Below are 24,097 nucleotides of genomic sequence, written 5' to 3'. Positions count from 1 at the left end.
AAGACCATTAGGAGTAAAACAAAGGCACGCGGTCCGTTGGTACCTTTACCGGCGCGACACTTGGGGGAGATGTCGGCCGACAGTTCAAGTATTGATCAGTCTGGCGTTCAGTCCAGTGAGCCGGTCGGGGTTTTTAAACAAATTTGGAATACGTTTGCTTCAGTTGAGTTCTCATTGCACTCAAATCGTTCTCGACATGAACAAGAAACACAGATTTGGTCGATGAACCGTGCTTTTTTGTGCAAGTTAGGCATAATACGCGGCTTCGAATTTTGACCCTTCAGACCTTTTTCTTATGCATAAAGAACCTCGTAAGGTCCGTGAATTTCGTCGCCGCGAGCAGGAAATTCTCGATACCGCGCTCAAGCTGTTCCTCGACCAGGGTGAAGACAGTGTCACCGTCGAGATGATTGCTGATGCCGTGGGTATCGGCAAAGGCACGATCTACAAGCACTTCAAATCCAAGGCCGAGATCTACTTGCGCCTGATGCTCGATTACGAGCGCGATCTGAACGAGCTGCTGCATTCGGCCGATGTCGACAAGGACAAGGAAGCGCTGTCTCGCGCCTACTTCGAATTCCGCATGCGCGACCCGCAGCGCTATCGCCTGTTTGACCGCCTCGAAGAGAAAGTGGTCAAGGGCAATCAGGTGCCGGAGATGGTCGAGGAACTGCACAAGATCCGTGCCTCGAACTTCGAACGCCTGACCCTGCTCATCAAGGGTCGCATCAGCGAAGGCAAGCTCGAAGACGTGCCGCCTTACTTCCACTACTGCGCATCCTGGGCGTTGGTGCACGGCGCGGTGGCGCTGTATCACTCGCCGTTCTGGAGCAATGTGCTGGAAGATCAGGAAGGCTTCTTCCAGTTCCTGATGGACATCGGCGTGCGCATGGGCAACAAGCGCAAGCGCGACCCGGAAACGCCGAGCACTTGAGCCATTCAGCGATCTGATTGCGCCATGTTTTCGCTACATGGCGCAGTAGCGCAGGAATATACTCAGGCATAGGGCTTGCTAAAACCTGATTTCTCAGTCAAGTTTTGCGCGCTCGACTTTCTTTCGCCGGAGTGTTTCATGATCGTTGACCGTCAAGGCAGGCGTTTTCGCAATCTGCGCATCAGCCTGACCTCTGCCTGCAACTATGCCTGTACCTACTGCGTGCCTAACGGCAAGCGGTTGGTCGCTGCGCAGGATGAACTGTCGGCCGAAGCCATGGCGCGGGGCGTCGAATACCTGATCGAGGCGGCCGGCATCGAGCGCCTGCGCATCACCGGCGGCGAGCCGCTGGTCAGCCCCAAGCTCGAATCGTTCATGACTGCCGTCGGCCAGATGGGCCTCGACGACATCAGCCTGACCACCAACGGTCAACTTCTTGCGAAAAAACTGCCGCTGCTGGTGGATGCCGGTCTGCGTCGAATCAACGTTTCCCTCGATACTCTTGATGCCGCTGCTTTTCGCAGCATCGCTCGTGGCGGCGATCTGGCCAGCGTGCTCGATGGTATGGATAAGGCTGCCGCCGCCGGGATGAAGATCAAGGTCAACATGGTGCCGTTGCGCGGGCAGAACCTCGATCAGGTCATGCCGCTGCTCGATTATTGTCTGGAACGCGGCTTTGAACTGCGTTTCATCGAGTTGATGCGCATGGGCCACCTGGCCAAAGACTCGAACGCCTTCCTGCAGCAGTTCGTCAGCCTTGAGCAGTTGCTCGGTCTGATCGGCGAACGTTATGAATACGCCCAGACCGACGCGCCTGTGGATGCCACGGCCGTACGCTACGCGATTCCCGGTCGCGGCACCTTCGGCGTGATCGCCAATGAAAGCGTGCCGTTCTGCCGCACCTGTTCGCGCTTGCGCCTGTCGTCGACCGGTTGGCTGCATGGCTGCCTGTCGTCGAGCAACCGTCACTACGTCGGCGATTTGCTCGACAAGCCGCGGCATCAGGCGTTGCCGGCGCTGCAGGGTTTGCTGGTCAAGGCGTTGGGTGACAAGCAAGAGGTGGCTTTCTCTGGCGGCGCTACGGTCATGAAGATTATTGGCGGCTGATCTACCGCTTTCGCGAACAAGCTCGCTCCCACCTTGAAAATGCATTTCCCTGTGTGAGCGAGCCTGCTCGCGAATGCCTCTGTCACCGAATTGGCCGAGCTGGCGCAAAAGCTGCATCCAACGGCCATTCGCCGGTTTTCCGACACCGGCTTCTGGAGGAATAGGATGCGTAGCCTGGTTTTGCTGCTGGCCGTTTTGGCGCTTGGCGGCTGCATGAATGTCAGCGACATGGCCGAAGGCACTCGCTATCACATGAGCGATGCGGGACTTCTGGACCATAGCGACAGCCGCCGGGTGAACAATATCCGCATTCAGCCGGACTCGTTCATCTTCATCGCCCAGGGCGCATTCGCGCCGCCGGGTGGTTCCTATCCACGGCCGAATGTGGTCGCCGAAGAAGCCTTCAAGGGCTTCGTCGAATACTTCCCGATGGTCCGCCGCGCCCGTGCGCCGGAAGGCCTCGACCAGGCCATGGGCGAAGCCCGCGACGCCGGCGCGCATTACCTGCTCTACACACGTTTCGCCAAGGCAGACGACCGCATCGGCAACTCCGACGAGTGGCTGGATCAGGAAGCGGTGGATCGCCTCGGTATCGACGGCGGCGTGATTCAGATCATGTTGATCGAGACCAGCACCCAGTATTTGATTGATACTGCACGGATCAAGAGTCGTGGCGGTTTACTGACGTTCCATGACTCCAAACCCGAAGACCTCATCGGTCCGCCGCTGGCGCAGTACGCACGCAGCCTGCTGGGGATCGGCGACCAGTAATCAAGGAGTACGCCATGAGTGACCCGCAAACAGCCAATGACCTGCTGGGACAGATTCCCAAGACCAAAGGCCTGCCACCGGTGCATTTGTGGAACCCGGATTTCTGCGGCGACATCGACATGCGCATCGCCCGCGATGGCACCTGGTACTACCTGGGCACGCCGATCGGGCGCAAGCCCATGGTCAAATTGTTCTCCACCATCATCCGCCGCGATGGCGATGATTACTTCCTGATTACCCCGGTCGAGAAGGTCGGCATCAAGGTCGATGACGCGCCGTTTGTGGCGGTTGCGGTGGAAGTGCAAGGCGAGGGCGAGACGCAGCTTTTGCGCTTTACTACCAATGTCGAGGAAACCACCGAAGCGGGACCCGAGCATCCGATTCGCGTCGAGATTGATCCTGAGACCCAGGAGCCTGCGCCCTATGTGCATGTGCGCAGCAATCTGGAAGCGCTGATTCACCGCAATGTGTTTTATCAACTGGTGGAACTGGCGGTGAGCCGCGAGATCGATGGTCAGCGCTGGCTCGGCATGTGGAGCGGCGGCGAGTTCTTTCGCATCGGTCTCGAACCCTGAATAAATCCCCTGTAGGAGTGAGCCTGCTGGCGATGGCGGTATGACGGTTGATATTTGCATTGACTGGTACACCGCTATCGCGAGCAGGCTCACTCCTACATCTGTTTCGTGTTCCAGCGGAAAATCCCGGTTGACTGTTATTCGTATGATGATTAGCGTAGTCACCCATCGCGATTCGCCTTGAGGTGTCCATGTCCAGCAGCTTTCATGCGTCGACCGTTGACTGGCTGGGCAGCTGGATTGCCGCTGGCCAGGTCAAACCTGGGCAGACCATCAAGGTCGAGGCGGATCTGGGCGAGCAACTCGGTGTCAGCCGTACGGTGATTCGCGAAGCGATCAAAACCCTCGTCGCCAAAGGCATGCTCGAAGTCGGGCCGAAAGTCGGCACGCGGGTATTGCCGGTGCGGCGCTGGAATCTGTTCGATCCGCAAGTGGTGGGTTGGCTGTCGCGCAATGGCTTGCCGGAAAATTTCGTCGATGACTTGCTGGATTTGCGCCGCACCATTGAGCCGATGGCGGTGTGCTGGGCCTGTGAACGGGCGACCCCGGAGCAGATCGAAGCGGTGCAACTGGCCTTCAATGCGCTGGAGCGTGCGGTCGACAGTGGCATCGATTACAACCGCGCCGACCAGGCTTTCCACGAATGCATCCTGGCCGCCAGCCATAATCAGTTCATCGAACAAATGGTACCGGCCCTCGGCGCGTTGCTGGCGGTGTCGTTCGAAGTCTCCGCCGCCGACCCCGATGAACTGCGTCGCACCTTGCCGATCCATAAAGACATGGCCGACGCCATCGCCGCACGGGATTCGACCCGTGGCGTGTGGGCGTGCATGACCTTGATCGACAATGCCGATCTGGCGATAAAACGCTTTTACCCGAAAGTCATGGCCGACCGGAAAGCCAGCTGAACACCGAGATCCCCTGTAGGAGTGAGCCTGCTCGCGATAGCGGTGGTTCACTACCAATGATGTCGACTGATACACCGCTATCGCGAGCAGGCTCACTCCTACAATGCGAACAACAAGAACATGAAGGATTCCAGATGACCTGCACCGCCCTGACCCAACACCGCGCGCTACTCGGCGAAGGCCCGTTCTGGGATGCGCCGACCCAGGCGTTGTACTGGGTCGACATCGCTGGCAAACAAGCATTACGCCTGATTGGCCAGAACGTGCAGATCTGGCAAATGCCCGAGCACATCTCTGCCTTCATTCCCTGCGCCAGCGGCGATGCGCTGGTCACGTTGAGCAGCGGCGTGTATCGACTGGATCTCGATTCTCCCGGGCTCGAGCCACGCTTGACCCTGTTCTGCGTTGCCGACCCGCAACCGGGCAATCGGCCCAACGAAGCCCGCTGTGATGCGCTGGGCCGCTTGTGGCTCGGCACCATGCAGAACAACATCGGCGAGCACGGCGAGGATCTGCCGATCGTGCGGCGTTCCGGTGGCCTGTTCCGCGTCGATCCCGATCAGCGCGTCACGCCGCTGCTGCTCGGTCTGGGCATTCCCAACACCCTGCTGTGGAGCGACGACGGCACCACGCTGCTGTTCGGCGAAAGTCTCGACAGCACGCTCAATCGATATTTCATCCGCACCGACGGCAGTCTCGATGCGCCACAGGTTTTCTACTCATCCGATCAGCACGGCGGCCCCGACGGCTCAGCCATGGATGCCGAAGGCTATGTGTGGAATGCGCGCTGGGACGGCAGTTGCCTGTTGCGCCTGACGCCGGACGGGCAAGTGGATCGCAGAATCGATCTGCCGGTCAGTCGCCCGACCAGTTGCGTATTCGGTGGTGAAGACCTGAAAACCTTGTACATCACCAGTGCAAAAAGTCCGCTCAACCATCCACTTGATGGTGCGGTGCTGAGCATGGGCGTCGATGTTGCAGGAAAACTCTGTACGCGTTTTGCCGGTTAAATCCCAAAATATGGGATGCAAAATTATATATTGAGATTATTTGCGGGTCGGGTTTATAGTCGGCTCCAGCAGTAACACGCACTCACACTTAAAAGAACAAAACAGGTGAAGTGATGCAGCGAATTCTTGTCGCCCGCTTAGGCGGGATCCGCCTTTCGTCACGGCTCAATGCCGTTGGCGACGCTTGCCTGTTTCTTTTCCCAAGCCGTGAAAACCGGACATCGACCGATGCCCGGTTTTTTTGCGTCTGCGCGCGGGAGGCCTGAATCATGGTTGAAGCGCTCACATTGCCTGCCGTGCCGCCACCGCCAAAAGGCGAACGCCTGAAAAACAAGGTTGTGCTGCTGACTGGCGCCGCTCAGGGCATTGGCGAAGCGATCGTTGCCGCCTTCGCCTCACAGCAGGCCAGGCTGCTGATCAGCGATATCCAGGCTGACAAGGTCGAGCAGGTCGCCGCCCATTGGCGTGCACGAGGCCATGACGTGCACGCACTGAAGGTCGATGTGTCGAATCAGCAGGATCTGCATGCCCTTGCCAGACGCGCCGTGGAATTGCATGGCCGCATCGACGTGCTGGTCAACTGCGCTGGGGTCAATGTGTTCCGCGATCCGCTGCAGATGACCGAGGAAGACTGGCACCGTTGCTTCGCCATTGATCTGGATGGCGCCTGGTATGGCTGCAAAGCCGTGCTGCCGCAAATGATCGAGCAGGGCGTCGGCAGCATCATCAACATCGCCTCGACCCATTCCAGCCACATTATTCCTGGCTGCTTTCCGTACCCGGTGGCCAAGCACGGCTTGCTCGGCCTGACCCGCGCCCTCGGCATCGAATATGCGGCCAAAGGCATTCGCGTCAACGCCATCGCCCCGGGCTACATCGAAACCCAACTGAACGTCGATTACTGGAACGGCTTTGCCGATCCCCACGCCGAGCGGCAGCGCGCCTTCGACCTGCATCCGCCCAAGCGCATCGGCCAGCCGATCGAAGTGGCGATGACCGCAGTGTTTCTGGCCAGCGATGAAGCACCGTTTATCAACGCCTCGTGCATCACCATCGATGGTGGTCGCTCGGTGATGTACCACGACTGAACAGAACGGATTTCCAGCGCTGAACTACGCTTGAAATCCAATCATCATACGATATGACTATTTTCAAACAGCTTCGCAGCAGCACGTGTCACGCCACCACACCTGTGGCGAGGGAGGTCGCTCTCGCTCGGCTGCCTAGCAGTCGTAAATTCGGGCTATGCGGTGTGTCTGATTGACCGAGGTAACCGGTTTTAGGGCCGCTTCGCAGCCCAGCGGGAGCAAGCTCCCTCGCCACAAGCTGTTTAATTTGCTCAAAAAAAATAACAAGGAGTCATCTGATGAAACGTCGTTTCGGGATTCGTACCCTGTGCAGCACTGCCCTGGCGGTCACTGCGTTCAGCCTGAGCAGTGCGCTGCTCGCCGCCGACGCGGTGAAGATCGGTTTTCTGGTCAAGCAGGCCGAAGAACCGTGGTTCCAGACCGAATGGGCTTTTGCCGAGAAAGCCGCCAAGGACAAGGGCTTCGAACTGATCAAGATTGCTGTGCCCGATGGCGAAAAAACTCTTTCGGCCATCGACAGCCTGGCTGCCAACGGCGCCAAGGGCTTCGTGATTTGCCCGCCGGACGTGTCCCTCGGCCCGGCCATCATGGCCAAGGCCAAGATCAACGATCTGAAAGTGATTGCCGTCGACGACCGTTTCGTCGACGCCAACGGCAAATTCATGGAAGACGTGCCGTACCTGGGCATGGCCGCGTTCGAAGTCGGCCAGAAGCAGGGCGCCGCCATGGCTGCCGAAGCGAAAAAGCGTAACTGGGACTGGAAAGACACCTACGCGGTGGTCAATACCTACAACGAACTCGACACCGGCAAGAAACGCACCGACGGTTCGGTCGATGCCCTGAAGAAGGCCGGCATGCCGGAAGACCACATCCTCTTCGCCGCGCTGAAAACCCTCGACGTACCAGGCAGCATGGACGCCACCAACTCGGCGCTGGTGAAACTGCCGGGTGCGGCGAAAAACCTGATCATCGGCGGCATGAACGACAACACCGTGCTTGGCGGCGTGCGTGCTACCGAAGCGGCCGGGTTTGCCGCGAGCAACGTAATCGGCATCGGCATCAACGGCACCGACGCCATTGGAGAGTTGAAGAAACCTAACAGCGGCTTCTTCGGTTCGATGCTGCCTAGTCCGCACATCGAAGGCTACAAAACCGCCGAGATGATGTACGAGTGGATCACCACCGGCAAAGAACCGCCGAAGTACACCGCCATGGATGACGTCACCCTGATCACCCGCGAAAACTTCAAGCAAGAGCTGGAAAAAATCGGCTTGTGGAACTGAGGCAGCGACGGCCCGGGCAGCCGGGCCGTTTTTCGGTGTGAAGAGGTGGCTTTATGCACGCGCAAGTACAGACACAAGAACAACAACATGGCGCCAGCGGCAGCCTGCGTTTCAACGGGATCGGCAAGACCTTTCCCGGGGTAAAAGCGCTCGATGGCATCAGCTTCGTCGCCCACCCCGGCCAGGTTCATGCCTTGATGGGCGAGAATGGTGCGGGCAAGTCGACGCTGCTGAAAATCCTCGGTGGCGCCTATATTCCGAGCAGCGGCGAACTGCAGATCGGCGAGCAGGCGATGGCGTTCAAGTCGACTGCCGACAGCATTGGCAGCGGTGTCGCGGTGATTCACCAGGAACTGCATCTGGTTCCGGAAATGACCGTCGCCGAGAACCTGTTTCTCGGTCATCTGCCGGCCAGTTTCGGTTTGATCAATCGCAGCGAACTGCGCCAGAAAGCCTTGAATTGCCTGAAAGGCCTGGCCGACGAAATCGATCCGCAAACCAAAGTCGGGCGCTTGTCGCTGGGCCAGCGCCAATTGGTGGAAATCGCCAAAGCGTTGTCTCGTGGTGCTCACGTCATCGCTTTCGACGAACCGACCAGCAGCCTCTCGGCACGCGAGATCGATCGCTTGATGGCGATCATCGGGCGCCTGCGCGATGAGGGCAAAGTCGTGCTCTACGTGTCCCATCGCATGGAAGAAGTGTTCCGCATTTGCGACGCCGTGACGGTGTTCAAGGACGGCCGCTACGTGCGCACGTTTGAAGACATGAGCCAGCTGACCCACGATCAACTGGTGACCTGCATGGTCGGTCGCGACATTCAGGACATCTACGATTACCGCCATCGCCCCCGTGGCGCCGTGGCGTTGAAAGTCGACGGTTTACTTGGCCCGGGCCTGCGCGAGCCAATCAGTTTCGAAGCGCACAAGGGCGAAATCCTTGGCTTGTTCGGCCTGGTGGGGGCAGGGCGCACCGAGCTGTTTCGTCTGCTCAGTGGCCTGGAGCGCAACACCGCCGGACGCCTCGAATTGCGTGGTCACGAACTGAAACTGCGCTCGCCCCGTGACGCGATTGCCGCCGGCATTCTGCTTTGCCCGGAAGACCGCAAGAAGGAAGGCATTATCCCGCTGGCCAGCGTCGCCGAGAACATCAACATCAGTGCCCGTGGTGCGCATTCCGGGCTTGGCTGCCTGATCCGTGGCCTGTGGGAAAAGGGCAACGCCGACAAGCAGATCAAGGCCCTGAAAGTGAAAACCCCGCACGCCGGCCAGCAGATCAAGTTCCTTTCCGGCGGCAACCAGCAGAAGGCCATTCTCGGCCGCTGGCTGTCGATGCCGATGAAGGTTTTGCTGCTCGACGAACCGACCCGTGGCATCGACATCGGCGCCAAGGCCGAGATCTACCAGATCATCCACAACCTCGCCGCCGACGGCATTTCGGTGATCGTGGTGTCCAGCGATCTGATGGAAGTGATGGGCATTTCCGACCGCATCCTGGTGCTGTGCGAAGGCGCCCTGCGTGGCGAAGTCAGCCGCGACCAGGCCAATGAATCCAACCTGCTGCAACTGGCTTTGCCACGCCACCGCGCTGACGGCGTGGCGAACTGAGAGGTGACTATGATGACTACCCAAAACGAAACCCTGCCGACCGAGCGCAAACCGCTGGACCTGCGGCGCTTCCTTGATGACTGGGTCATGCTGCTGGCGGCGATCGGCATCTTTGTCGCCTGCACGCTGCTGATCGACAACTTCCTCTCGCCGCTGAACATGCGCGGTCTGGGCCTGGCGATTTCCACCACCGGCATCGCCGCGTGCACCATGCTTTACTGCCTGGCGTCGGGACACTTCGACCTCTCGGTTGGTTCGGTGATTGCCTGTGCCGGCGTGGTCGCGGCAGTGGTGATGCGTGACACCAACAGCGTGTTTCTCGGGGTCAGTGCGGCGCTGGTGATGGGCCTGATCGTCGGGCTGATCAACGGCATCGTGATTGCCAAGTTGCGCGTCAATGCGTTGATCACGACGCTGGCGACCATGCAGATCGTTCGCGGTCTGGCTTATATCTTTGCCAACGGCAAAGCGGTCGGCGTCTCGCAGGAATCCTTCTTCGTCTTCGGTAACGGCCAGTTGTTCGGCGTGCCGGTGCCGATCCTGATCACCATTGTCTGCTTCCTGTTTTTCGGCTGGCTGCTGAATTACACCACCTATGGGCGCAACACCATGGCCATCGGTGGCAACCAGGAAGCGGCACTGTTGGCGGGCGTCAACGTCGACCGCACCAAGATCATCATCTTCGCCGTGCACGGTGTGATCGGCGCGCTGGCGGGGGTGATCCTGGCCTCGCGGATGACTTCCGGGCAGCCAATGATTGGTCAGGGTTTTGAACTGACGGTGATCTCGGCTTGCGTGCTGGGCGGGGTTTCGCTGAGCGGCGGCATCGGCATGATCCGCCATGTGATTGCCGGGGTGTTGATTCTGGCGATCATCGAGAACGCGATGAACCTGAAGAACATCGATACGTTTTATCAGTATGTGATTCGGGGTTCGATCCTGTTGCTGGCCGTGGTCATTGACCGCCTGAAACAACGCTAACGTCAAGAACTACCCTCACCCCAGCCCTCTCCCGGAGGGAAAGGGGGCCGACCGAGGTGTCTTGCGGTCTACATCGACCTGGAAGGTTGGGTCGATTGTGGATTCGCTAAAGCAATATCAGGTCGGCGTATCTCCTGAGCATCCCTCTCCCTCTCCCTTTCCCTCCGGGAGAGGGAGAGGGGGCCGACCGAGGTGTCTTGCGTAATCCGTCGACCTGAAAGCTCTCGTCGATTATGGATTCGGCGAAGCACTTTCAGGTCGGCATACCTCTTGAGCATCCCCCATTCAGTCCCCTCTCCCTCCGGGAGAGGGCTAGGGTGAGGGTGCTTTTGACTTTCAACCTTCTGTCTCTTCCCCGAGATTTTCCTTGCTCGCCCGCACCCGTTTCGGTTATCAATTTGTACATGATTAGACAGGTACGATTCGACAAGAAACAAAGGGTGGTCGACGAGCTCGTCCGACGCATCGAAAGCGGCCTCATGGAGGACGGCTTTCTGTTGCCCGGCGAACATCAGTTGGCTCAAGAATTCCAGGTCAGCCGTGGCACCTTGCGTGAGGCGCTGGCCGAGCTGAAGCGGCGCAAGTACATCGCCACGCAAAGTGGGGTCGGTTCGATCGTGACCTTCGACGGTGTCGCGCTGGATCAGCGCAGCGGCTGGGCGCAGGCGCTGGCCGACAGCGGGGCGCTGATCAACACCGAAGTGTTGCGCCTCGAAGCCGTAACCCGACCTGATCTGCTGGTGCGTTTCGGCACCGATCAATTCATCACCCTCGACCGTCGCCGGCGCGCCACCGACGGTACGCTGGTGTCTCTGGAACGTGCATTGATGCCGGCCAACGGCGGCCTGGAAAGCCTGCCGCGTGTCGGTCTGATCGACAATTCTCTGACCATCACCCTGGCCGCCTACGGCTACATCGGCGAACGCGGCGATCAGTGGATCGGCGCCGAGCCGCTGAGTGCCGAAGACGCCGAGTTGCTCGGTCGCCCGGCCGGCACGGTGTTCCTCAAGGCGCTGCGCACCACCTACGACCGACAGAACCGTTTCATGGAGCAGGTCGAAAGCCTGCTCGATCCAGTGCACTTTCGTCTGCACCTGCAATTTGGAGAATCGAAATGACCGCGCTCAACCGTGCGCTTGGCGCTTTCTACGGTCTGGCCCTGGGTGATGCGCTGGGCATGCCGACGCAGTCGCTCGATCGTGAAACGATCAAGGCGCGCTTCGGCCAGATCACCGATCTGCAGGATGCCGGTCCCTTGCAACCGATCGCTGCGAACATGCCCAAGGGCTCAATCACCGATGACACCGAACAGGCGATTCTGGTCGGCGAGTTGCTGGTCGAAGGTCAGGGCCGCATCGAACCCGCCGTGCTTGCCCAACGCTTGATCGAATGGGAAGCACAGATGCAGGCCAAAGGCTCGCAGGACTTGCTCGGCCCGTCGACCAAACGCGCCATTGAAATGATCCTCGCCGGGCATTCCCCGGAAGAAGCCGGGCGCTACGGCACTACCAACGGCGCGGCGATGCGCATCACCCCGGTGGGAATAGCTGCGAACGTGGCCGATCCGCAGCGTTTCATTGCGGCGGTGGTGCAAGCCTGTCAGGTGACCCACAACACCACGTTGGGGATTTCCAGCGCGGCGGCGGTGGCGGCGGTGGTCTCGGCCGGGATCAATGGCGTCGATCTGGGCGAGGCGCTGAACCTCGGCCAGCAGATTGCCCAGCAAGCCGAAGTCCACGGGCACTGGGTCGCCGGTGGGCGCATCGCCTCACGGATCAGTTGGGCGCGCAGCATCAGTGTCGACAGTGACAAAACATTGCTCGCCGATCTGCTCTATGACGTGATCGGTACATCGGTGGCGTCGCAGGAGTCGGTGGTGGTTTCATTCGCGCTGGCGCAACAAGTGGCCATTGGCGAGATGAGCGCTTTTGATGCGGTGTGCATGGCCGCCAGCCTGGGTGGCGACACCGATACCATTGCGGCGATTCTCGGTGCCATGCTCGGGGCTTGCCTGGGGCTTGAGTGCTGGCCGGTACAGATGATCGAGACGGTGAAAGCGGTTAATCAACTCGAGCTCGAGCCATTGGTGCATGGGCTTTTGGCCTTGCGTTGACTGGCTGGCCTCTTCGCGAGCAGGCTCGCTCCCACAATTGGAATGCATTTCCTTGTGGGAGCGAGCCTGCTCGCGAAAGGGGCGGCGCATTTCTAAAGAATTCACACAGCAATGGATCGCACAGACAGGCCTCGGAAGGCCGGTTGTCTTGTCGTTTTGCATCATTGCCACAACCACAAAAAAGGCAAACAGGAGCATCTTCATGAGTTCATCAACCGCCGGGCAAAGCGTCGGGCAACTGGAAACCCGCGGCATCGAGCCGGTGCCGGAAGCCGAGTGCAACGGTCATCCGCTGCAGCTGTTCTGGGTCTGGTTTGCCGCCAATATTTCCATTCTCGGCCTGCCGCTGGGCGCCACGCTGGTGGCGTTTCGCGGGCTGGCGATCTGGCAGGCGATCATCGTCGCGATCCTCGGTGCCGCCGGTTCGTTTGCGGTGGTCGGCATCATTTCGATTGCCGGACGTCGTGGCCGCGCGCCGAGCCTGACGCTGTCGCGGGCGATCTTCGGCGTACGCGGCAACATCGGCCCGACACTGGTTTCGCTGATGTCGCGTCTGGGTTGGGAAACCGTCAACACCACCACCGCGGCGTTCGTACTGCTGTCGCTGTGTTCGATCCTGTTCGGCTCGCCGGTCGAGGCGAAGAGTGCGCCGGTACTGACGCTGATCTTTATCGCCATCTTCGTCCTGCTGACGTTGGCGGTGTCCGGGCTCGGCCACGCGACACTGCTGGTGATCCAGAAGTGGGCGACCTACGTGTTCGGTGCGCTGAACATTCTCGTCGGCGGCTTCCTCTGCGCGACCATCGACTGGAGTGCGGTGTTTAACGCCACGCCGGCGCCGCTGAGCGCGATGATCATCGGTATCGGCACCATGGCTGCCGGCACCGGCATCGGCTGGGCCAACGCCGGCGCCGACATGTCGCGCTATCAGCACCGCAGCGTCAAGGCTGTGCGTCTGGTGGCGTCGGCGGCATTCGGCGCGGGCATTCCGCTGGTGCTGCTGATCACCCTCGGCGGCTTGCTCTCGGTGGGCAACAATGACCTGGCTTCGGCGACTGACCCGATCGTGGCGATCCGCGACATGCTGCCCACCTGGATGGCCGTGCCGTACCTGATCACCGCGTTCGGCGGCCTGCTGCTGTCGAACAACCTGTCGGTGTACTCGGCCGGCCTGACCACGCTGACGCTGGGCCTCAAGGTCAAACGCGTCTACGCGGTGGTGGTCGACATCGTCGCGATCTTCGCCGGCTCGATCTACTTCATGCTGATCGCCGACAGTTTCTACGGCCCGTTCATCACCTTCATTTCCCTGCTGGCGGTGCCGATCACTGCGTGGGTGGGGATCTTCGTGGTCGACCTGATTCACCGTCACTACTACAGCCCCAAAGACCTGCTCGACGTCAGCCCGAGCAGCGCCTACTGGTATCGCGGCGGCATCGAGTGGCGCGCGTTCGGCGCCTGGGCGATTGCCATCGTGCTCGGCTTCAGCTTCACCACCATCGGCACCACGGCGGAAAACGTCTGGTTCAAGGGCTTTCTGTCCGACTCCTGGCTGGGCCACAACGGCCTCGGCTGGATCGTGACCTTCGTCGTCGCCGGTGGCCTTTACCTGATACTCGGCGGCGCGAAAGATCGCCGCGCCGCGCAACCCGAGAATGCTCATGCCTAAGATGTTGCACACCGGCCAGGTCATCATCGACCTGGTCATGGCCGTGGATAAATTGCCGCAGATTGGCGGCGACGTACTGGCGCAGTCGGCGGGATTCGAAGCCGGTGGCGGTTTCAACGTGATGGCGGCGGCGGTGCGTAACGGCTTGCCGGTGGCCTATCTCGGTCGCCATGGTAGCGGGCGCTTCGGCGATCTGGCACGCCAAGCGATGCAGGCGGAAGGTATCTGCATTGGCATCCGCGAACCGGCCGAGCGCGACACCGGGTTGTGTGTGGCGCTGACCGATGCCTCGGCCGAACGCAGTTTCATTTCCTACATCGGCGCCGAAGGCGAGGTGACCGAGGAGGATTTGAACAGCGTGCCGGCCGAGGCCGGCGATTACGTTTATCTGAGTGGTTACAGCCTGCTACACGAGGGCAAGGCGCAGGCGTTGCTCGACTGGACACTGGCGCTGCCGGGATCGGTCAATGTGGTGTTCGACCCGGGACCGCTGGTGGAATCGCCGGATGCGCCGATGATGCAAGCGTTGCTGCCGCGCATCGATGTGTGGACCAGCAACAGTGTCGAGGCGCTGCGCTTTACCGGCGCTGATGAGATTGGCGTGGCAATGGATCGTCTGGCGAAATTTTTGCCTGGAGATGTGCTGATGGTGGTGCGCGACGGGCCGCAGGGTTGCTGGATTCAACAGCGTGGCGAGCGTCGTCAGGTGCCGGGATTTGCTGTGAAAGCGCTGGACAGTAATGGCGCCGGCGATGCCCATGCCGGGGTGTTTGTTGCCGGATTGGCGCAGGGATTGGATGCACTGGAAGCGGCGCGGCGGGCGAATGCTGCGGCAGCGCTGGCGGTGACGCGCTGGGGGCCGGCGACATCGCCGGGGGCGGCTGAGGTTGATGAGTTTATCCGCGAGTCCTGTGGCGACTGATAAATGGCCATCGCGAGCAGGCTCGCTCCTACAGTGGGGGCGTTCTAGCCCGCTTTGCGTAACGCCTCGATCAACTCCTGCTTGCGCATCGACGAGCGCCCCGGAATATTCTTCGCCCGGGCTTCCTTCATCAGGCTGTCGACAGTCTGGGTGTCCTTCGAAGTTTCGCTGTTACGCGAATGCCCCTTGCGACTGGCCACCGCGCGGCGCGATGACTCTTTGCGTTCTTGCGACTTGGCGCTCGCAGGCTTTTTGCGCCCTGAGCCGCCGGACTTTTCACCGCCGCCGGATTGTTTATTCACCGTCGCCCAAGCGCGCGCCTCGGCTTCATCTTTTGACACGCCCTTTTTCTCGTAGCTGTCTTCGATGTGCTCGGCTTTGCGCTTCTGTTCTGTGGTGTATTTGTCTTTGCTTCCACGAGGCATGGGATTTCTCCTTGCGTCAGGATGTGGTGCGTTGCGCCGAGGGCTGCGAATCTCTCGAGACGAATCACACGTCCGAAGTCGAAAGTCCGCAGCCCCATCCAGCGTCAGCTATCGAGTTTCTTCGCCGCTTCAACCCCGGCTGAACTGAGCTTGATCGGCAGGTTCAGCGAGTGTTCGCCCGCTTCACTGCATGTCACATGACCGTGGTGAATCAGCCCGCGATCCTGCAGGGCGGCGAGGGCGCTGGCCACGACTTTCTCGCCCCGATAATTGTCCAGCACCTCCTTGCCCAGACCATTGGGATGCGCGTGGAGCAGACGGGTGAGGACTTCTTTTTCCAGGTCTTTGTCGACGTTCATGGTTACCTCTTCATGGGAGTGAATAGGGCGCTCGCGTCGGCGAACTACTGACCGGCACCTTCGGAACCGGAGCCACCGGTGGTGGTTTTCGAGCCGACACCCGGGCCGGCATTGTCAGGCGTGGCGGCCGGGGAGTCTGGCGTGTTCATGCCGCCCTGACGTCCAGGATCGCTGCCCTGAGTGCGCGGATCGGTACCGGTGGCTGGTGGCTGATTGATCAGCGGCACACCGGAGCCATCGGTGTTCACTCCGGGGGCACTGTTGATGGCGGGCGCACGTGGCGGGGTCGGATCGGTAGGGCCAGTGCCTGCTGCCGTGGACGAGGCGGCGAACACCGCGGGGCAGAGCAGGGCGCTGAAGACAAGAGCGGTCAACCTTGACGAGATCATAGGGCTTCTCCAGTGATTGGAATCCATACACTTGGTTGGTCAGCCCTGGTGTCGGATTGGTGCCTGATGATCGACGAACGGTCTTCACCCAGGTACGTCTTTGCTGTTCAGGCGATGCCGATCTCTTCCTTGAACTGCTCCATGAAAGCCTTCAGGCGGTGATGACGAATCTGTGCCAGACGCTGGCCGGTCGCGGTCTGAAAGCCGTCGGCCAGATGCAGCAGTTTGGTCTGGAAATGATCGAGGCAAAAACGTCTGTCGTCGTATTCGCGTTCATGCGCTTCGGGATCTTGCGGATCGTAGAGTGCCGAGCCCATGCGCCCGGCTACGTAGAAGGTTCGAGCAACGCCGAGCATGCCCAGCGAGTCGAGGCGATCGGCGTCCTGGACGATTTTCGCTTCGAGTGTCAGTGGGGTGATGTTGGCGGAAAAACTGTGGGCTTCGATGGCGTGGGCGACGTTGCTGATTTTCTCGCGGGGCCAGTTTTTTTCCTGCAGCACCGATGAAGCCTTGTCCGCGGCAAGACGTGAAGCCTGCGAGCGCAGAGCTGAGTTTTTCTCGACCGCTACGCAATCGTGCAGCAGCACAGCCGCAAGCAGCACCTCGAGATCGCCGCCTTCGGTTTCATGCAAGGTGCGTGCGTTGTGCCAGACCCGTTGCAGGTGGGCGAGGTCGTGGGCGCCGTCGTCCGAGGGTTCCAGTGCGTGCCGAATCAGCGCTGATGCCAGTGTTTCCATCGGCGCAAAACAGTTAACGGTCATAAGCATCCTTTCAGAATGTGCGGTATCAACTGTGGGAGCGAGCCTGCTCGCGAAGACATTATGTCAGTTGACTCGAGGCTGACTGGAAGGACGTTTTCGCGAGCAGGCTCGCTCCCACAGGGGCAGCAGTGTTCATCAAATTGGGCAGGTCAGGATGTTTTGCCATGTGACGAGCGCCGCTGCGCGCCTTAGTATGGCGCTTTAATTTGCACACAAGGCCCGTCCATGACGATCGAAATCCGCCCGGCGACCCCCAGCGATGCGCCGCAAATCCTCGCCTTCATCACCGAACTGGCAGATTTCGAGAAGGCCCGTCACGAAGTCATCGCCAGCGTCGCCGACATCGAACGCAGCCTGTTCGGCGACGGCGCCACCGCCCACGGCCTGATCTGCCTGCGCGACGGCTTGCCGATCGGTTTCGCGGTGTTCTTCTTCAGTTACTCGACCTGGCTGGGCAGCAACTGCCTGTACCTCGAAGACCTCTACATCACCCCCGAACAACGCGGCGGCGGCGCCGGTAAAACCCTGCTGCGCCACCTGGCGAAAATCGCCTGCGCCAACGACTGCGGCCGCTTCGAATGGAGTGTGCTGGAGTGGAACACCCCGGCCATCGAATTCTACAAATCCCTCGGCGCGCAACCGCAGGAGGAGTGGGTGCGGTATCGCATGGATGGCAAGGTGTTGCGCGAGTTCGCCGAAGGAAACTGAATTTCTTAAGTAAATCGCAGCCTTCGGCAGCTTCTGCTCACTCTGCAGGAACTGCTGCGATCTTTTTTTGCTTTCATCCCAAAATATGGGATTGATATTTATATATTGAGATTTTAGCTCGCCCGGGTTTATAGTCCGTCGCACTCACTGCCAAAAACAAAACAGGTGAAGCGATGCAGGCGCAATTGATCGCGCTCGATTGGGGGACAACCTCATTACGTGCTTACAAACTCGCGGCGGACGGTGTGGTGCTGGAGCAGCGTGCGCTGTCGTCCGGGATCATGCAGTTGCCCAAGACTCCGCGAATCATCCACGGTCGTGAATGCGCCGATGGTTTTGAACTGGCCTTCGACGAAGCCTGCGGTGACTGGCTCGACGCGCAGCCGGATCTGCCGGTGATCGCTTGCGGTATGGTCGGCAGTGCCCAAGGCTGGCGCGAAGCGGCTTACTGCGAGACGCCGGCGGACGTCGCCCATCTCGGAAACTCCCTACAGACCGTTATCAGTCTTCGCGGCACGCCAGTGCATATCGTCCCGGGCGTGATCCAGCGTTCGCGTCTGCCGAATGTGATGCGCGGCGAAGAAACCCAAGTCCTCGGCGTGCTGCAAAGTCTGCCGGCCGAGGCGGGTAACGATCTGTTGATCGGCCTGCCCGGCAGCCACTCGAAATGGGTGGAAGTGGTCGATGGCCGCATCACGCATTTCGACACATTCATGACTGGCGAAGTCTTCGCCGTACTCAGCGAACACAGCATTCTTGGCCGTACCCAACAGCCGAGCCTGACTTTCGACGCACAGGCATTTGACCGTGGCGTGCAGATCACGCTGTCGGCGGATGCCGAGCTCGGTGTGCTCTCGACCCTGTTCAGCGCCCGTACCCTCGGCCTCACTGGTGAACTGATCCCGACTGCTCAGGCGGATTATCTGTCCGGTCTGATGATCGGCCACGAGTTGGCCGCGCTCGCCAATGTGCAGCGGCGCCGGCGCAATCAAGCGAATCTTCCATCGATCGTGCTCATCGGCAATGCGCAACTGTGCACGCGTTATCGCCGTGCCCTCGACGCCTGCGGCTTTGCTCGGGTGACGCTGGCCGAGCAGGCGACCGAGCGTGGCCTGTGGCAACTGGCGCGTGCCGCCGGGCTGATCGATTCCTCATCCCGTTAACCCTGACTGGAGGCCTGACATGCTCAAGCAAGCACTGGCACAAAACGGTCTGATCGCGATTCTGCGTGGCCTGCAACCGCAGGAAGCGGCGGCTGTCGGAGAAGTCCTTTATTCCGCCGGATTTCGCGTCATCGAAGTACCGCTCAATTCCCCATCGCCGTACGACAGTATCCGCATTCTGCGTGATGCGCTGCCCGCCGATTGCCTGATCGGTGCCGGCACGGTGCTCACCCCCGAGCAGGCCGAGCAGGTCAAAGCTGCTGGCGGACAAGTGATCGTTATGCCCCACAGCGATGCCAAGGTGTTGCGCGCGGCGAAAGCGGCGGGGCTGTACCTGTCGCCGGGCGTGGCGACGCCGACCGAAGCCTTCGCCGCGCTGGCCGAGGGTGCGGACATTCTCAAGCTGTTCCCGGCCGAGCAGATGGGGCCGGCAGTCGTCAAAGCCTGGCTTGCGGTGTTGCCGGCCGGCACGGTGCTGGCGCCGGTCGGCGGCATTACCCCGGACAACATGCAGGCCTTTATCGACGCTGGCGTGAAAGGTTTCGGCCTCGGTTCCGGCCTGTTCAAACCGGGCATGACGCCCGAGCAGGTGGCGGTCAATGCCAAGGCCTACGTGGCTGCCTGGAAAGCCCTGCGTTAAAGACTTTTTGGCGCTGTGTGCGCTGCATCTAATAAAAGCTGCATTTACAAAAGAGAGCAGAGATGAAAATCACCAAACTCACGACCTTCATCGTTCCGCCGCGCTGGTGCTTCCTCAAGGTCGAAACCGACGAGGGCGTGACCGGTTGGGGCGAGCCTGTGGTCGAAGGGCGCGCGCACACGGTCGCCGCTGCGGTGGAAGAATTGTCCGACTACCTGATCGGTAAAGACCCACGCAACATCGAAGACATCTGGACCGTGCTCTATCGCGGCGGCTTCTACCGCGGCGGCGCGATCCACATGAGTGCGCTGGCCGGTATCGACCAGGCCCTGTGGGACATCAAGGGCAAGGCCCTCGGCGTCTCGGTCAGCGACCTGCTCGGTGGCCAGGTGCGCGACAAGATCCGTGTCTACTCGTGGATCGGCGGCGACCGCCCGGCTGACACCGCGCGTGCGGCGAAAGAGGCGGTGAGCCGTGGTTTCACTGCGGTGAAAATGAACGGCACCGAAGAGCTGCAGTTCCTCGACACGTTCGAAAAAGTCGATCTCGCCTTGGCCAACGTTGCCGCCGTGCGTGACGCGGTCGGGCCGAACGTCGGCATCGGCGTCGACTTCCATGGCCGCGTGCACAAGCCGATGGCCAAGGTGCTGATGAAGGAACTCGACCCTTACAAACTGATGTTCATCGAAGAGCCGGTACTCAGCGAAAACTACGAAGCGCTGAAAGAACTGGCGCCGCTGACCAGCACACCGATTGCCCTCGGCGAGCGGCTGTTCTCGCGCTGGGATTTCAAACGGGTGTTGAGCGAAGGCTACGTCGACATCATCCAGCCGGACGCGTCCCACGCCGGCGGCATCACCGAAACCCGCAAGATCGCCAACATGGCCGAAGCCTACGACGTCGCGTTGGCGCTGCATTGCCCGCTGGGGCCGATTGCGCTGGCGGCGTGTTTGCAACTCGACGCGGCTTGTTACAACGCGTTTATCCAGGAGCAGAGCCTGGGCATCCATTACAACGAGAGCAACGATTTGCTCGACTATGTGAAGGATCCGCGGGTGTTCGACTACGATCAGGGTTTCGTGAAAATTCCGAACGGCCCGGGGCTGGGCATCGAGATCAACGAGGAATACGTGATCGAACGCGCCGCCGTCGGCCACCGCTGGCGCAACCCGATCTGGCGCCATGCCGATGGCAGCTTTGCCGAGTGGTAAGTCGTCTGCGAAACACCACAATCCCAATGTAGGAGTGAGCCTGCTCGCGATTCGGTTTTACATCCGGAATGTTTGTGACTGACAGAACGCGATCGCGAGCAGGCTCACTCCTACAGGGATTTGTGCAAGGCCTCAGGCCGACCTCAATAAACATAAAAAGAGGCTCTCCTCATGCAAACGCACACCCTCTCCGGGCAGGCGTCTTTAGTCACGCCCAGCCGCAAGCGGTTTTTCATCATGGTGTTGCTGTTCATCACCGTGGTCATCAACTACCTCGACCGCAGTAACCTGTCGATTGCCGCACCGGCGCTGACCAGTGAGCTGGGCATTGATCCGGTACACGTCGGGCTGATCTTCTCCGCTTTCGGCTGGACTTATGCCGCGATGCAGATCCCCGGCGGCTGGCTGGTCGATCGCGTGCCGCCTCGGATCCTTTATAGCGTCGCGCTGCTGCTGTGGTCGGTGGCCACGGTGATGCTCGGTTTCGTCAGCAGCTTCATCGCACTGTTCGTGCTGCGCATGGCCGTCGGTGCACTGGAAGCGCCGGCCTATCCGATCAACAGCCGCGTGGTCACCACCTGGTTTCCCGAGCGCGAACGCGCCACGGCGATCGGTTTCTACACCTCCGGGCAGTTCGTCGGCCTGGCCTTCCTGACGCCAGTGCTGGCGTGGCTGCAACATGAATTCGGCTGGCACATGGTGTTCGTCGCCACCGGCGCCGTGGGTATTCTGTGGGCGCTGATCTGGTACGCGGTGTATCGCGAGCCGCGCGATTTCAAAGGCGCCAATGAGGCGGAAATCGATCTGATCCGCGAGGGTGGCGGGCTGGTCGATATCCAGGCTGACGCGGCCAAGGTCAAAGCCAGATTCAGCTGGACCGATCTGGGCATCGTCCTCAGCAAACGCAAGTTGTGGGGCATCTACCTCGGCCAGTTCTGCCTGAACTCGACCCTGTGGTTTTTCCTCACCTGGTTCCCGACCTACCTGGTGAAATATCGCGGCATGGACTTCATCAAGTCCGGCCTGCTCGCGTCGCTGCCGTTTCTCGCCGCGTTCGTGGGAGTGTTGTGTTCGGGATTCTTTTCCGACTTCCTCATTCGCCGTGGCTACACCGTGGGCTTCGCGCGCAAGTTGCCGATCATTGGCGGGCTGCTGATTTCGACATCGATCATCGGCGCCAACTTCGTCGAGTCGACGCCGCTGGTGATCGCCTTCCTCGCCCTGGCATTTTTCGGCAACGGTCTGGCGTCGATCACCTGGTCGCTGGTGTCGACGCTGGCGCCGGCGCGGTTGCTCGGCTTGACCGGCGGCGTGTTCAACTTCATCGGCAACCTCTCGGCGATCGCGACGCCAATCGTGATCGGCTTCCTCGCCAGCGGCGATTCGTTCGCGCCGGCGATTACCTACATCGCCGTGCTCGCGCTGGTCGGTGCCTTGTCCTACGTGCTGCTGGTGGGCAAGGTCGAGCGTATCGAGTTGTAGTGCTCTGCGTCGGGCGACCATAATGCCGCCCGTTCCTTCGCTCAACGGTAAAAAGGCTGGATATGCAGGAAGACGCCCCGGAAAAAACCAAGGACGCCGCGCCCACCGGCACCCAGACGCTGCTGCGCGGCCTCGGTGTAGTCCAAGCGGTGGCCAGCGGCGCACGTGATCTCAAGGAGATCGCCCGGCTGATCGGCACCACGCGCAGCACCACCCATCGGCTGGCCAGTTGCCTGGTCGACGAGCGTTATCTGCGCGTGGTGCCGCAAATCGGTTATCTGCTTGGGCCGAAGCTGATCGAACTGGGCTTTCAGGCCCGCGAAGAGTTGCCGCTGGTGACCCTGGCCGGGCCGTATCTGGACGAGTTGTCGGCGCTGACCGGCGATACCGTGCATCTGGGCATTCGCGAAGGCGACGAGGTGTTGTATCTGCTGAAGAATCCTGGGCGCAACGGCCCGGAAATGCGCTCTCGGGTCGGCCATCGCATGCCGCTGGTGCGCACCGGGATCGGCAAGGCATTGATGCTCGATGACTCGCCGCAGGACTGGCGGCGCCTGTACGACATCAGCCTGCCGGCGGGTGGCAAAAGTCAGTTCTGGCCGCAGCATCCCCAGCAGTCGTGGGAACAGCTGGAGCAGCGCATGGGCGAATACGTCACTGGTGGCTACGCGTTCGATCTGGAAGACAACGAACCGTCGATCCGCTGCGTGGCGGCGCCGATTCGCGATGCGAGCAAGGGCATTGTTGCCGCGATCAGCATCGCCAGCACCGTGCCGTACATGCCGCTGGAAAAAATGGCCGAGTTGATCCCCCTGCTCAAAGGGGTCACAACCCGGCTGTCGGCGGAGCTTGGCTTGAAGGTGTAAGCCGTGAAGGTTTAAGCCTTCAGCGTCGCCATGTCGATGACGAAACGGTACTTCACGTCACCGGCAATCATCCGCGCGTAGGCTTCGTTGATATTGCGGATGTCGAGCATTTCGATGTCGCAGGTGATGTTGTGCTCGGCGCAGAAATCCAGCACCTCCTGGGTTTCGGCGATACCGCCGATCAGCGAGCCGGCCAGTACGCGACGGCTCATCACCAGTTTGCCGGCGTGGACCGGCGGGTTCACCGGCTCGATCAGACCGACCAGAATGTGCACGCCATCGAAGCGCAAGGTGTCGAGGTACGGGTTGAGGTCGTGCTGGACCGGAATGGTGTCGAGCAGAAAGTCGAAATAACCGGCCGCGGCCTTCATCTGTTCGGCGTCGGTGGAGACAATGACGTGATCGGCACCCTGACGGCGACCTTCTTCAGCCTTGCTTGCCGAGCGGGTAAACAGCGTGACTTCCGCGCCCATGGCTTTGGCGAACTTGATGCCCATGTGACCGAGGCCACCCATGCCGAGAATCCCGACCTTGTCACCGGCCTTGACGCCGTAGTGCTTGAGCGGCGAGTAGGTGGTGATGCCGGCGCAGAGAATCGGTGCGGCGCTGGCCAGCGCCAGGCGTTCCGGGATGCGCACGACAAAGTGTTCGCTGACCACGATGCTGTCCGAATAACCGCCCATGGTGTTGCTGCCATCGACCCGGTCCGGGGTGGCGTAAGTCATGGTCGGGCCTTCGAGGCAATATTGCTCGAGGTTCGCCTGGCACGCTTCGCAGCTGCGGCAGGAGTCGACCATGCAGCCGACGCCGACCAGATCGCCTACTTTGTGACGGGTGACATTCGCACCGACAGCGGTGACTTTTCCGACGATCTCATGGCCGGGCATCAGCGGATAAACGGCGATGCCCCATTCGTTGCGCGCCTGATGGATGTCGGAGTGGCAGACGCCGCAGTAGAGGATTTCGATCGCCACGTCGTCCGCGCGCGGGCTGCGGCGTTCGAATTTCATCGGGGCGAGGGGAGTGGTGGCCGATTGGGCGGCATAGCCGATGGCGGTGTACATGAGTGACCTCGCAAAAACAGTGACAAGTGAGGCGGTGAATTCTGGGCGCCAGACGCGGGTGCGG

General features: G+C 60.6%; 25 protein-coding genes. 20 read left to right on the top strand and 5 right to left on the bottom strand.

The window, feature by feature from the left end; translation table 11 throughout:
* Nucleotides 1-295: 295 nt before the first annotated feature.
* From QRN33_RS11490 to QRN33_RS11425, 14 genes are all read left to right on the top strand, one after another.
* Nucleotides 296-934, top strand: coding sequence for a TetR/AcrR family transcriptional regulator (locus QRN33_RS11490; protein ID WP_016770981.1), 639 nt, complete (start codon nucleotides 296-298; stop codon nucleotides 932-934).
* A gap of 138 nt (nucleotides 935-1,072) precedes the next feature.
* Nucleotides 1,073-2,041, top strand: coding sequence for a GTP 3',8-cyclase MoaA (locus QRN33_RS11485; RefSeq protein ID WP_285408641.1), 969 nt, complete (start codon nucleotides 1,073-1,075; stop codon nucleotides 2,039-2,041).
* Between the two features lie 165 nt (nucleotides 2,042-2,206).
* Nucleotides 2,207-2,812, top strand: coding sequence for a DUF4823 domain-containing protein (locus QRN33_RS11480; RefSeq protein WP_024013915.1), 606 nt, complete (start codon nucleotides 2,207-2,209; stop codon nucleotides 2,810-2,812).
* 14 nt (nucleotides 2,813-2,826) lie between these two features.
* Nucleotides 2,827-3,387 carry a DUF1285 domain-containing protein gene (locus QRN33_RS11475; protein ID WP_285408640.1) on the top strand — a complete coding sequence of 187 codons (561 nt, stop codon included), beginning with the start codon at nucleotides 2,827-2,829 and terminating at the stop codon, nucleotides 3,385-3,387.
* Between the two features lie 191 nt (nucleotides 3,388-3,578).
* The gene (locus QRN33_RS11470; RefSeq protein ID WP_285408639.1) at nucleotides 3,579-4,295 is read left to right on the top strand and encodes a FadR/GntR family transcriptional regulator; all 717 of its coding nucleotides are present in this window, start codon (nucleotides 3,579-3,581) and stop codon (nucleotides 4,293-4,295) included.
* Nucleotides 4,296-4,429: 134 nt separating this feature from the next.
* A complete protein-coding gene (locus tag QRN33_RS11465) occupies nucleotides 4,430-5,305 on the top strand; it encodes an SMP-30/gluconolactonase/LRE family protein (RefSeq protein ID WP_285408638.1) in 876 nt (291 codons plus the stop codon).
* A gap of 269 nt (nucleotides 5,306-5,574) precedes the next feature.
* Nucleotides 5,575-6,393 (top strand): SDR family oxidoreductase, encoded by an 819-nt coding sequence (locus tag QRN33_RS11460; protein WP_285408637.1) that lies wholly within the window; start codon nucleotides 5,575-5,577, stop codon nucleotides 6,391-6,393.
* 278 nt (nucleotides 6,394-6,671) lie between these two features.
* Nucleotides 6,672-7,676: a substrate-binding domain-containing protein gene (locus QRN33_RS11455; protein WP_285408636.1), complete on the top strand. Its 1,005-nt coding sequence runs from the start codon at nucleotides 6,672-6,674 to the stop codon at nucleotides 7,674-7,676.
* 53 nt (nucleotides 7,677-7,729) lie between these two features.
* Nucleotides 7,730-9,280, top strand: a complete 1,551-nt coding sequence (gene araG / locus QRN33_RS11450) for an L-arabinose ABC transporter ATP-binding protein AraG (RefSeq protein ID WP_042610712.1) — start codon at nucleotides 7,730-7,732, stop codon at nucleotides 9,278-9,280.
* 12 nt (nucleotides 9,281-9,292) lie between these two features.
* On the top strand, nucleotides 9,293-10,261 hold the full coding sequence (gene araH / locus QRN33_RS11445; RefSeq protein WP_039760239.1) for an L-arabinose ABC transporter permease AraH: 969 nt from the start codon (nucleotides 9,293-9,295) through the stop codon (nucleotides 10,259-10,261).
* A 404-nt stretch (nucleotides 10,262-10,665) separates the two neighbouring features.
* The gene (locus tag QRN33_RS11440; protein WP_042610713.1) at nucleotides 10,666-11,379 is read left to right on the top strand and encodes a GntR family transcriptional regulator; all 714 of its coding nucleotides are present in this window, start codon (nucleotides 10,666-10,668) and stop codon (nucleotides 11,377-11,379) included.
* On the top strand, nucleotides 11,376-12,374 hold the full coding sequence (locus QRN33_RS11435; protein WP_285408633.1) for an ADP-ribosylglycohydrolase family protein: 999 nt from the start codon (nucleotides 11,376-11,378) through the stop codon (nucleotides 12,372-12,374). The genes QRN33_RS11440 and QRN33_RS11435 overlap by 4 nt, the downstream gene beginning before the upstream one ends.
* A 202-nt stretch (nucleotides 12,375-12,576) precedes the next feature.
* Complete coding sequence (locus QRN33_RS11430) at nucleotides 12,577-14,043, top strand: purine-cytosine permease family protein (RefSeq protein ID WP_042610715.1); 1,467 nt, start codon at nucleotides 12,577-12,579, stop codon at nucleotides 14,041-14,043.
* Nucleotides 14,036-14,965 (top strand): PfkB family carbohydrate kinase, encoded by a 930-nt coding sequence (locus tag QRN33_RS11425; protein ID WP_285408631.1) that lies wholly within the window; start codon nucleotides 14,036-14,038, stop codon nucleotides 14,963-14,965. Before QRN33_RS11430 ends, QRN33_RS11425 begins: the two co-directional genes overlap by 8 nt.
* 44 nt (nucleotides 14,966-15,009) lie before the next feature.
* Here the strand turns inward: QRN33_RS11425 and QRN33_RS11420 are convergent, their stop codons facing one another.
* From QRN33_RS11420 to QRN33_RS11405, 4 genes are all read right to left on the bottom strand, one after another.
* Nucleotides 15,010-15,390 (bottom strand): Rho termination factor N-terminal domain-containing protein, encoded by a 381-nt coding sequence (locus tag QRN33_RS11420; protein WP_064361470.1) that lies wholly within the window; start codon nucleotides 15,388-15,390, stop codon nucleotides 15,010-15,012.
* A gap of 104 nt (nucleotides 15,391-15,494) precedes the next feature.
* A complete protein-coding gene (locus tag QRN33_RS11415) occupies nucleotides 15,495-15,749 on the bottom strand; it encodes a hypothetical protein (protein ID WP_041479421.1) in 255 nt (84 codons plus the stop codon).
* A gap of 44 nt (nucleotides 15,750-15,793) precedes the next feature.
* Nucleotides 15,794-16,138, bottom strand: coding sequence for a hypothetical protein (locus QRN33_RS11410; protein ID WP_042610718.1), 345 nt, complete (start codon nucleotides 16,136-16,138; stop codon nucleotides 15,794-15,796).
* A 107-nt stretch (nucleotides 16,139-16,245) separates the two neighbouring features.
* Nucleotides 16,246-16,899: an HD domain-containing protein gene (locus QRN33_RS11405; protein WP_065616835.1), complete on the bottom strand. Its 654-nt coding sequence runs from the start codon at nucleotides 16,897-16,899 to the stop codon at nucleotides 16,246-16,248.
* Between the two features lie 225 nt (nucleotides 16,900-17,124).
* Here QRN33_RS11405 and QRN33_RS11400 point away from each other — a divergent pair, with 225 nt between their 5' ends.
* From QRN33_RS11400 to QRN33_RS11375, 6 genes are all read left to right on the top strand, one after another.
* On the top strand, nucleotides 17,125-17,607 hold the full coding sequence (locus QRN33_RS11400; RefSeq protein WP_042610720.1) for a GNAT family N-acetyltransferase: 483 nt from the start codon (nucleotides 17,125-17,127) through the stop codon (nucleotides 17,605-17,607).
* Nucleotides 17,608-17,780: 173 nt separating this feature from the next.
* Nucleotides 17,781-18,770 (top strand): 2-dehydro-3-deoxygalactonokinase, encoded by a 990-nt coding sequence (locus QRN33_RS11395; RefSeq protein WP_285408625.1) that lies wholly within the window; start codon nucleotides 17,781-17,783, stop codon nucleotides 18,768-18,770.
* A 19-nt stretch (nucleotides 18,771-18,789) separates the two neighbouring features.
* On the top strand, nucleotides 18,790-19,410 hold the full coding sequence (locus QRN33_RS11390) for a 2-dehydro-3-deoxy-6-phosphogalactonate aldolase (protein WP_285408624.1): 621 nt from the start codon (nucleotides 18,790-18,792) through the stop codon (nucleotides 19,408-19,410).
* Between the two features lie 62 nt (nucleotides 19,411-19,472).
* Complete coding sequence (gene dgoD / locus QRN33_RS11385; RefSeq protein WP_016770960.1) at nucleotides 19,473-20,621, top strand: galactonate dehydratase; 1,149 nt, start codon at nucleotides 19,473-19,475, stop codon at nucleotides 20,619-20,621.
* Nucleotides 20,622-20,792: 171 nt separating this feature from the next.
* Entirely contained in the window at nucleotides 20,793-22,103 is a 1,311-nt protein-coding gene (locus QRN33_RS11380; RefSeq protein ID WP_064361478.1) for an MFS transporter, read from the top strand.
* Between the two features lie 62 nt (nucleotides 22,104-22,165).
* Entirely contained in the window at nucleotides 22,166-22,969 is an 804-nt protein-coding gene (locus tag QRN33_RS11375; protein WP_042610724.1) for an IclR family transcriptional regulator, read from the top strand.
* A gap of 11 nt (nucleotides 22,970-22,980) precedes the next feature.
* On the opposite strand, the gene QRN33_RS11370 is transcribed toward QRN33_RS11375, so the two are convergent.
* Nucleotides 22,981-24,033, bottom strand: coding sequence for an NAD(P)-dependent alcohol dehydrogenase (locus tag QRN33_RS11370; RefSeq protein ID WP_039760107.1), 1,053 nt, complete (start codon nucleotides 24,031-24,033; stop codon nucleotides 22,981-22,983).
* Between the last annotated feature and the right edge of the window lie 64 nt (nucleotides 24,034-24,097).

The organism is Pseudomonas sp. FR229a (assembly GCF_030209115.1).
Taxonomy (GTDB): Bacteria; Pseudomonadota; Gammaproteobacteria; order Pseudomonadales; family Pseudomonadaceae; genus Aquipseudomonas; species Aquipseudomonas moraviensis_A.
Note: the sequence above shows the minus strand (reverse complement) of the source record. Positions and strands in the feature narration are given on the sequence as shown.